The sequence below is a fragment of the Arthrobacter celericrescens genome, from assembly GCF_003614925.1.
Lineage (GTDB): Bacteria > Actinomycetota > Actinomycetes > Actinomycetales > Micrococcaceae > Arthrobacter > Arthrobacter celericrescens.
The window spans coordinates 21,579-29,818 of sequence record NZ_QYLP01000079.1 but is presented as its reverse complement, the minus strand read 5'-3'; the positions used below and the strand labels follow the sequence as shown (position 1 = coordinate 29,818).

The following is an 8,240-nucleotide window of genomic DNA, read 5'->3' as shown; positions in this document are numbered from 1 at the left end:
CTAACAGCGCCAGACACACGGAAGGCCGGCCCCGCACGGGGCCGGCCTTCCGTTGTTGACCGCAACCACTCGGCCAGCCGTGACTACCGCACTGTGGCTACTCGGGAAGCCGGAGCATTCCCTCCTGAGCCACGGTGGCCACGTGCACGCCGTCGCGGCTGAAAATCTTGCCGGTCGACAGGCCGCGAGCACCCTGGGCGCTGGGCGACTCCTGGACGTAGAGCAGCCACTCGTCCACGCGGACGGGGCGGTGCCACCACATGGCGTGGTCCAGGCTCGCCACACTCATACCCGGTGTCATCCAGCTGAGCCCGTTGCCCCGCAGGATGGGTTCGAGGATCGTGTAGTCGCTTGCGTAGGCGAGGGCGGCCCGGTGGAAGTCCGGGTCGTCGGGCATGGGGCCCAGGGTCTTCATCCAGACGGCGTTCCTGGCCACCTGTTCCTTGGGAGCCTCGACATACAAGGCGGAGTCGACGTGCCGCACGTCGAAGGGCCGTTCGAAGGACATGTGGCGGGCTAACGGATGGTCGTACTTCCGCAACAGGTCCGCGGTGCTTGGCAGGCTCTCGGGGTCGGGGATGCCCTCGGGCATGGTCGACTGGTGTTCAACGCCGCCGGCTTCCGTCTGGAACGAGGCGATCATGGACAGGATCGGTTGCCCGTTCTGGTACGCGTGCACGCGGCGCGCCGAGAAGGAACGGCCGTCCCGCAGGCGCTGCACCCCGAACGTGATGGGCTGGTTGGCGTCGCCCGGGCGCAGGAAGTACCCGTGCATCGAGTGGACCACCCGGTCCTCGTCGACCGTCCGCATCCCGGCGATGAGGGATTGGGCCAGGACCTGCCCGCCGAACACCCGGTGCCGGGGCTGCTTCTGCGAGGGGCCGAGGAAAATGTCCTCGTCTGTCCGGGCACCGTCGAAGTCGGCCAGCGAAAGCAGCTCGATGAGGGTGGCGGTGGGATCCTCGGGGACGGCCTGGTCCACCAGGCCGGCGTGCGCGTCAGTCATGGTTCGACTTTACCCGCCGCCCAACAACGGACATGCCGGTAGAGTCGATGCTGTGGCTGATGTATTGACCCGTTCCCTCCGCTTCGCCGATCCACGGGATCTGGCGGACCTGCGCACCTACGTGACGCGTGCCAAGAGCATCGACGACGGCGCCGTCCGCCTCCAGGCCGCAGGCACCGTCCTCGCGGCCTACGTATGCGTCCTCCGCCCGCGGGCGCTCGGCGACGCGACCCCCACCATCCTCGGCCTGCGCACCAGCGCCCTCGCCGAAGAAGCGCAAGCGGACGTGACAGTCACGCTCGCCTCCGTGCTGGACCGGCTGGCACGCTCGGGCGCGGACGACGTCGAGCTGCCGCTGCCTCCGTCGACCGTTTCGGAATCCTGGGCGGGAGTCGGTGCGCCGCGGGGCGGCTGGGAGCCGCTGGGCGACGTGTCCGACGCCGAACTGAAGTCGGTCGCCGAGGCCGGCATTGCGGAGGTGGCCGGGGTGGTCCCCGACCAGGCCGGAGCGCACATGGTGGCCGCCGCCCGCTCGTCCGTGTGGGGCCGCGAAATGCCCGGACGCGAGGGAGTGCCCGCGGGCGCGGCCTTCGGGGCGTTCGCCCTCGGTTTCCTCGGGGGAGGCGTGCACCGGCTGTTCCGCAACGGGCGCTGGTACCGGCTTAGCGGAAGCCGCGGCCACATCCTGGTCCGAGCCGGGGCCGGCCTCGGTCTCAACGTCGGCTAGGGCTAGTGCCGGGAGGCCATGGCCGGGCAGCTTGGATTAAATCCAATTGCTTGATAAATTGCGGCAATGCCTCTGCCTACCGTCACTGGAATGAAGGGCCCGAAGGTTTCCCGGGTCATGCTGCCAGCGATTTTCCTTTTACTGCTTCCATCCTGCGCACGCGCGCCCATCGATGAAATCGCCCGCAACAGCATCAGGGAGAAGGTTAACGACGCACTCGCAAGCTACGCGCATATTGTCCAGAGCCCCGATCGGGGCAACCGCAACCTGGTCGGCCGCAGGCTCAACGGGCAGATGCCAGGACTGTATTCACTGACGTGGTCCGATGATGGCCGGCCGCTGGCCGACATATATCTTCGCGAACATGTGACAACCAGTGGCGGCTTCTTCGGAGAGCAATGGACAGCCAGCGCATGCGTCAGGTACAGCTACGACGGGCGATCCGCAGCGATGAAGTCCATTGAGTGTCCGGAAACCGGGATCCAATCTACGTACACCGACGAACGGGTCACCATCCCTTAGTGGCCCGTTCCGTTTCGTCCTCCCCGCGTTCCTAAGGCTGCGCCGGGGAGGGGCTGTTCACCATCGTGAGCGCGGCCCGCTCCATGTAGTCCCACAGCGTGCCCTCATGCAGGGGCGACAGTTGCAGGGCATCGACGGCCGCGCGCATGTGGAACAGCCACCGCTCCTTCGCCTCGGGTGTCACCCGGAACGGCATGTGCCGCATCCGCAGGCGCGGGTGCCCGCGTTCCTGGCTGTACGTCGTCGGGCCGCCCCAGTACTGCTCCAGGAACATCAGGAACCGGCGCTTCGCGGGTCCGAGGTCCTCTTCCGGGTACATCGGCCGCAGCAGCGGATCCCCGGCCACGCCGTCGTAGAACACGTCGATCAGCTTCACGAAGGTCTCATGGCCGCCCACGGCGTCATAGAAGCTGTCCGTGTAGGCGGGCTGGCTGAAGGGATCGTTGCGCATCAGCTGCGGCCGGTCACCGGCCGCGGGGGCCGCGTTGACCGGGATGCCGCTGGACTGCTGCCCGTTTGCCGTGTCACTCACTGGACTTCTCCTCAGCGGAACCGCCGCTGCCGGTCTCTTTGTCGTCGGCCGGGACGTAGTCGCCCTGGGACCGGTTGCCCACGCGCAGGATTTCCCCGTTGCGCAGGTACCAGATGGCGCCGTCTTCGGCGCGGAGCCGGGTGATCCTCAGCCCCACGGATTCAACCGTACCAACCACTTCGGCGGTGACGATCACGTCGCCGATCCCGTACTGGTCTTCGATGGTAATGAAGATCCCTGCAAGGAAGTCGCGGATGAGCTGCTGGGCGCCGAAACCGATCACCACACCGAGGATTCCCACGCTGGTCAGCAGCGGGGCGATGTCCACGTTCAGGAACTTGAGCACGTAAATGATCACGATGCCCGCGACCACCACGCTCAACAGGCTTGTCAGCAGTGAGCCGATGGTGTGGGCCCGCTGCGACCGCCGCTCATGGTCCAAGGCCCGGAAGGCCGGCTGCACCCATTTGAAGGGGGCATTGCGGAAGAAGCTGCTTCCTTCAGCGACCTTCCTCGTGATGCGCAGGATGATGAACCGCAGCACTATCCAAATGACGACGCCGACCCCGAGGGTCAGGAGTATGGCTCCCAGGTCGATTCGTGCGGCTTCTTCGGCTGCATCCAGGATCGCGGGGTTGCTTGCGTTCATCGGCAGGGCTGCTCCTCAAGGGTCTGGGGGCGCCCGGACCCTGTTCGCCGGGCGCTGAACACTCTGTCCGCCATCAACCCTATCGCCGTAGCGTGGCGACATGCGCATCCTGATCCTCGGCGGCACCGCGTTCCTTTCGGCCGAAATTGCCCGCCAAGCCCTCGACGCCGGACACGACGTCACGTGCCTGGCCCGCGGCACCGCCGCGGAGCCGCCGCCGGGCGTCCGCTGGGTCCGCGCGGACCGGTCCGAAGGGGCCGGGGCCTATGACGGACTCGACGGCGGGTGGGACGCCGTCGTCGACGTCTCGCGCGATCCTGCTCACGCCCGCGCCGCTCTCGCGGCACTGGGCTCCAGGACCGGGCACTGGACCTTCGTGTCCAGTTGCTCGGTGTACGACCGCCACGACCAGCCGGGCGCCGACGAGGCTGCGGCGCTGCTTCCGTCCCTGCCGCCGGGGGAGGAGGCAAGCCCGGAGACGTACGGCGAGTCGAAGTCTGCCATCGAAAAACTCGTCCTGGAGGCGGCCGGCGAGAAAGCGCACGTCGTTCGGGCCGGGCTCATCGGCGGCCCGGGTGACAGCAGCGACCGCTACGGCTACTGGCCGGCCAGGTTCGCTCTCGGCGGAGAAACGGTGCTCGTTCCGGATATCCCCGGGGATCCGGTCCAGGTGATCGACGTCCGTGACCTTGCCGCATGGATCCTGTCGGCAGCCGAGGGCGGGGTTACCGGCGCGTTCAACGCCGTCGGCGAGGTGGCGCTCTTCGGTGAGTACCTTGACGCCTGCCGCGAACTGGCGGGCGCTGCCCCTGGAAGCGTTGTTCCTGGAAGCGTCACCGCCGGTCCCGGCTGGTTGGAGGCACACGGGGTGCAGCCGTGGTCGGGCGAGGATTCGCTGCCGCTGTGGCTTCCGCCGGGACACGAGGGCTTCATGGCGCGGTCCAATGCGGCCGCCCTCGCCCGCGGGCTGAGGTTGCGGCCGTGGCGGGAAACGCTGCGGGATACCCTGGCTGATGAGCGCGCGAGGGGCCTGCAGCGGCCACGGAAGGCCGGGCTCCGGCCGGAAACCGAAAAGAAGCTGCTCGCTAGCCTTCGGCTCGGGTAACCGCTTTGTACTCGATCGGAAAGTTCACACTGGTCTCAAGGTGGGATCGCGCTCGCGCGTGGCTGTGTAGCCAATCTCCCCACTTGATGTGCCGTGGTTCCGCGACGGTAACACGCGGATTGAACCGAGCACTGTCAAAATAGCCGGTGCCGTTCCTCTCGTAGAGAACCCAAGCGCTTGCTTCGTCTTCGTAACCAGTGACTATTACACCGTGTTCGGCCGCTGCGGAGAGAAACGCGAGCATATGGGACTGGGCCAGTGACGCGAGAAACAATTGTGCAGGGTTGATTTGCATCTCCCCGCCATTTAGCCGGTAACCCCTGCGCGCCCGTTTCGATTCGGGCGGCAGTTCGAGATCGTGGTCAACCGAGTACTCCTGGTAACCGGGTCCAAATTGGCCGGTCCAGCGGACTGTTGCTGAGTAGTGCAGGCTGCCTTCCATGGGCTCAGTCTAGGGGCGCGGCCGCCAGGGGCTCCGAATCCGGGCTCTGGCCGGAAATTCCCGCGACCCCGGGGACGTGGCGTCATTGTTCACCTACTACGGCGGAAGCTGCTCGCTAGCCTTCGGCCTCTGTGACCGGTTCGTGGAGCACGGGGAAGTTCACGCTCCGGGCGATGAAGCAGAGCTGGTTCGCCTTGCGGTGGAGTTCGGCCATCAGCGGAAGGTGCTCCGCGCTGGCCACCCTCACCCGCGGCTTGAGCGTGACCGTTTCGAACTGGCCGCTGCCGTCCCGGTTGGTCCGCATCAGCCCTTCGGCGTCGTCCACGTACTCCGTGACCACCACTCCGTTCATGACGGCCACGTGCAGGAAGGACAGCATATGGCACTGCGACAGGGCCGCGAGCAGCAGCTGTTCCGGGTTGTAGCGGGCAGGGTCGCCCCGGAAGGCTGGATCCGAGGAACCCTTGAGCACCGGGAGCCCGGGGACTTCGACGTCGTGGTCGCGTGAGTAGGCCCGGTACCCTGCCGTGCCTTCGCCGAGGTTTCCGGTCCAGCGGACAGTGAGGGCGTAGCGGTGTTCATCCAGGCTCATGGGCCCCAGTCTAAACGGCTGCGCCTCCCGGCCGGCCGCGAGGGCCGGGACGGGAGGCGCAATCGAAAACACCGCTTAGACGTCGGCCGCCCGGGCGCGCAGGGCGCGGGCCACGCCGTCGCGGTTTTCCAGCATCATGCGGCGCAGTGCCGCACTTTCCTCGGGCAGGGAGGCGAGGAACGCGTCGGTCCGGTCCACGGTGTCCTGGGTGGTCAGCTGGGCCGGGTACAGGCCCACGATGATCTGCTGGGCCAGGGCGTGGGTCCGCTTGGCGAAGATCCCGGGGACCGCCTCGAAGTACTTCTCCGCGAACGGTTCCAGCAGTGCGGTGTCCAGCACCCGGGCGAAGCCGGCGACGGCGGAACCCTGCAGCGCGTTGGACAGCTCGCCCGCGACCACGATCTTCTCCCAGGCGGCGGCCTTTGCCTCCGGCGTCGGCAGTGCCGCCGTCGCCTGGGCTGCCGCGTTCTGGCCGCTGGAGGTGTGGTCGCGTTCGAGTTCGGCATCGATGCGAGCCTGGTCCGCCCGCCCGCCGACCACCAGTGAGGTCAGGAGTTCCCAGCGCAGGTCCTGGTCCAGGGTGAGCCCGGCCAGGGAAAGGGAGCCGTCGAGCAGAGCCTGGATGATGTCCAGCTGGCTCGCGCCCCGCGCCAGCAGTGCGAAGGACTTCACGAACTGCAGCTGCGCATCCGAGCCTGCGGCAACCGAGGAGGCCAGCTCCCAGAGCCGGTCAGCGGCGGCTTCGGCAGTGGCGTCCTTGTGTTCGGCGGCCACGTAGAAGTTCAGCGTCGTGGCGAGCTGGCGCAGCTGCACCAGGATCACCGAGGAATCGGTCTCGGAGGCGATGTTGGCCAGGATCAGCTCAACATAGCCGCGCGCCGGGGTCTCGCCGTCGCGGGCGGCATCCCATGCCGAACCCCACACCAGGGTCCGCGGCAGGCTGGACGCGAAGTCCTTCAGATGCGCCTTCGCGCTGGCCAGGGACACCGGATCGAGGCGGACCTTGGCGTAGGCGAGGTCGTCGTCGTTCAGCAGGATCAGCGCTGGGCGCTGCTTCCCGAGCAAGGCCGGGACCTCGGTGGCGGGGCCGTCGACGTCGAGCTCCTCGCGGTGCACCCGCTCGAGCTTGCCGGCGTCGGACAGCTCGTAGAAGCCGACGGCGAGGCGGTGCGGGCGCAGCACGGGCTGCTCGTCGATCGCGGTCTGGCGGATCGTGAACCCGGTGATAGTGCCGTCGTCGTCAACGTCGATCTCGGAGGAGAGGGTGTTGACGCCGGCCGTTTCGAGCCAGAGCTTGCCCCACTGGTCCAGCTCGCGGCCGCTGGCGGCCTCGAGCTCCACCATGAGGTCGGACAGCTCGGTGTTCTTCCACGCGTGCTTCTTGAAGTACTCCCGGACACCGGCCATGAACTGCTCCGGGCCCACCCAGGCCACCAGCTGGCGGAGCACCGAGGCGCCCTTGGCGTAGGTGATGCCGTCGAAGTTGACCTCCACGTCCTGCAGGTCGTTGATCTCGGCGAAGATCGGGTGCGTGGTGGGCAGCTGGTCCTGCCGGTACGCCCAGGACTTCTCCACCGAGGCGAAAGTGGTCCAGGCGTGGTCGAAGGCGGTGTTCTCGACGGCGGCCAGGTGGGACATGTACTCGGCGAAGGACTCGTTGAGCCACAGGTCGTTCCACCAGCGCATCGTCACGAGGTCGCCGAACCACATGTGGGCCAGCTCGTGCAGGACCGTGATGGCGCGGCGCTCCACCTGCGCCTCGGCCACTTTTCCGCGGAAGACGTAGCCTTCCAGGATGGTCACCGCGCCCGCGTTCTCCATGGCGCCGGCATTGAATTCGGGGACGAACAGCTGGTCGTACTTCTCGAACGGGTAGGGGAAGCCGAACTGGGCCTCGAAGAACTCGAAGCCCTGGCGGGTCAGTTCGAAGATGTTCTCGGCGTCGAGGTACTGCATGAGGGACTTGCGGGCGAAGACGCCCAGCGGGACCACCCGGCCGTCGGCGCTGGTGACCTCGCTGCGCACCGACTGGTACGGGCCGGCAATCAGGGCCGTGACATAGGAGGACAGCCGCGGGGTGGCCGCGAACGTCCAGACCGAGCGGGCCTCCCCGTTGTCTCCCGGGGCGGCTTCCGCGGGCTCGGGCGTGGGGGAGTTGGAGATGACGTCCCAGTGCGAGGGAGCCATGACGGTGAAGGTGAACCTGGCCTTCAGGTCCGGCTGTTCGAAGACGGCGAACATCCGGCGCGAATCCGGCACCTCGAACTGCGTGTAGAGGTACACCTCGCCGTCCACCGGATCCACGAAGCGGTGCAGGCCCTCGCCCGTGTTCATGTACGGGGCGTCCGCCACCACCGTGAGCTCGTTCTCGGCGGCGAGGTCCGGCAGTTGGATCCGCACGCCGTCGGACACATCGGCAGGGTCCAGGTCCCTGCCGTTCAGGGTGACGCTGTGCACCTTGTCCGTGATGGCGTCGATGAACGTCGACGATCCGGCCGTGGCGGTGAACCTGACCACCGTCGTCGACCCGAAGACCGTCCCGCCCCTCGTCAGGTCGAGGGCGACGTCGTAGGACTCGACGGCGAGCAGTTCCGCGCGTTCCGCGGCTTCGGCGCGGGTGAGGTTCAGGCCTGGCAAGGGGTGCCTCCAAGATGTGGTGTGCAGA

Annotated in this window: 9 protein-coding genes; 3 read left to right on the top strand and 6 right to left on the bottom strand. The window is 67.4% G+C overall.

Features of this window, described 5'->3' with window-relative positions:
• Positions 1 to 97: 97 nt before the first annotated feature.
• A complete protein-coding gene (locus D3654_RS13725; RefSeq protein WP_120522044.1) occupies positions 98 to 1,006 on the bottom strand; it encodes an acyl-CoA thioesterase in 909 nt (302 codons plus the stop codon).
• Between the two features lie 52 nt (positions 1,007 to 1,058).
• Here D3654_RS13725 and D3654_RS13720 point away from each other — a divergent pair, with 52 nt between their 5' ends.
• Both D3654_RS13720 and D3654_RS13715 read left to right on the top strand, forming a co-directional pair.
• Entirely contained in the window at positions 1,059 to 1,733 is a 675-nt protein-coding gene (locus D3654_RS13720) for a DUF8185 domain-containing protein (RefSeq protein WP_120522043.1), read from the top strand.
• 90 nt (positions 1,734 to 1,823) lie between these two features.
• Positions 1,824 to 2,255 (top strand): hypothetical protein, encoded by a 432-nt coding sequence (locus D3654_RS13715; RefSeq protein WP_162943737.1) that lies wholly within the window; start codon positions 1,824 to 1,826, stop codon positions 2,253 to 2,255.
• A gap of 31 nt (positions 2,256 to 2,286) precedes the next feature.
• Here D3654_RS13715 and D3654_RS13710 read toward each other — a convergent pair whose 3' ends face one another.
• Together D3654_RS13710 and D3654_RS13705 are read right to left on the bottom strand one after the other, a co-directional pair.
• A complete protein-coding gene (locus D3654_RS13710; protein WP_425359420.1) occupies positions 2,287 to 2,787 on the bottom strand; it encodes a globin in 501 nt (166 codons plus the stop codon).
• On the bottom strand, positions 2,780 to 3,436 hold the full coding sequence (locus D3654_RS13705; RefSeq protein ID WP_120522041.1) for a mechanosensitive ion channel family protein: 657 nt from the start codon (positions 3,434 to 3,436) through the stop codon (positions 2,780 to 2,782). The genes D3654_RS13710 and D3654_RS13705 overlap by 8 nt, the downstream gene beginning before the upstream one ends.
• Positions 3,437 to 3,536: 100 nt before the next feature.
• Between D3654_RS13705 and D3654_RS13700 the strand changes: the two genes are divergently transcribed.
• Positions 3,537 to 4,541 carry a Rossmann-fold NAD(P)-binding domain-containing protein gene (locus D3654_RS13700; protein WP_120522040.1) on the top strand — a complete coding sequence of 335 codons (1,005 nt, stop codon included), beginning with the start codon at positions 3,537 to 3,539 and terminating at the stop codon, positions 4,539 to 4,541.
• Here the strand turns inward: D3654_RS13700 and D3654_RS13695 are convergent.
• The 3 genes from D3654_RS13695 to pepN form a co-directional block, all read right to left on the bottom strand.
• A complete protein-coding gene (locus tag D3654_RS13695; RefSeq protein WP_120522039.1) occupies positions 4,522 to 4,983 on the bottom strand; it encodes an OsmC family protein in 462 nt (153 codons plus the stop codon). The two genes, D3654_RS13700 and D3654_RS13695, sit on opposite strands and share 20 nt — an antisense overlap.
• 115 nt (positions 4,984 to 5,098) lie before the next feature.
• Positions 5,099 to 5,575, bottom strand: coding sequence for an OsmC family protein (locus D3654_RS13690; RefSeq protein ID WP_120522038.1), 477 nt, complete (start codon positions 5,573 to 5,575; stop codon positions 5,099 to 5,101).
• 75 nt (positions 5,576 to 5,650) lie between these two features.
• Complete coding sequence (gene pepN, locus D3654_RS13685) at positions 5,651 to 8,212, bottom strand: aminopeptidase N (protein ID WP_120522037.1); 2,562 nt, start codon at positions 8,210 to 8,212, stop codon at positions 5,651 to 5,653.
• Positions 8,213 to 8,240 lie beyond the last annotated feature (28 nt).

Bases quoted from the DNA above. Each gene is read 5' to 3' on its own strand.
- D3654_RS13725 (WP_120522044.1), bottom strand. From the start codon at position 1,006: ATGACTGACGCGCACGCCGGCCTGGTGGACCAGGCCGTCCCCGAGGAT.
- D3654_RS13715 (WP_162943737.1), top strand. From the start codon at position 1,824: ATGAAGGGCCCGAAGGTTTCCCGGGTCATGCTGCCAGCGATTTTCCTT.
- D3654_RS13705 (WP_120522041.1), bottom strand. From the start codon at position 3,436: ATGAACGCAAGCAACCCCGCGATCCTGGATGCAGCCGAAGAAGCCGCA.
- D3654_RS13700 (WP_120522040.1), top strand. From the start codon at position 3,537: ATGCGCATCCTGATCCTCGGCGGCACCGCGTTCCTTTCGGCCGAAATT.
- D3654_RS13695 (WP_120522039.1), bottom strand. From the start codon at position 4,983: ATGGAAGGCAGCCTGCACTACTCAGCAACAGTCCGCTGGACCGGCCAA.
- D3654_RS13690 (WP_120522038.1), bottom strand. From the start codon at position 5,575: ATGAGCCTGGATGAACACCGCTACGCCCTCACTGTCCGCTGGACCGGA.